A 269-nucleotide genomic window follows, 5' to 3' on the forward strand; every position below is an offset into this window, starting at 1 on the left:
CTTACGGGTGTGGAAGTTCATGGCGGCTCCTGCCGATGCATTCCATTTGCAGGCCATCACGGATGTCGATGCCGGTGGGGCACACCTGCACGCACAGCTGGCAGTCGATGCAATCGCCCAGGCCTGCGTCTGCCGGTTTCACTTCGCGTTTGCGCGCGCCACGGCGTTCGCCACGGGCGGCGTCGTAGGCAATGGTCAGGGTGTCTTTATCGAACATCACGCTTTGAAAGCGCGCATAGGGACACATGTGCATGCACACGGCTTCGCGC

Annotated in this window: 1 protein-coding gene; it reads right to left on the reverse strand. The window is 61.7% G+C overall.

Going from position 1 to position 269, the window contains the following annotated elements; translation table 11 throughout:
• Position 1 precedes the first annotated feature (1 nt).
• The coding region (locus tag AC0L3B_RS39560) for a 4Fe-4S dicluster domain-containing protein (RefSeq protein WP_473383269.1) at positions 2-269 on the reverse strand (268 nt) is incomplete at its 5' end.

This window comes from Bradyrhizobium sp. Kon56, from assembly GCF_055807635.1.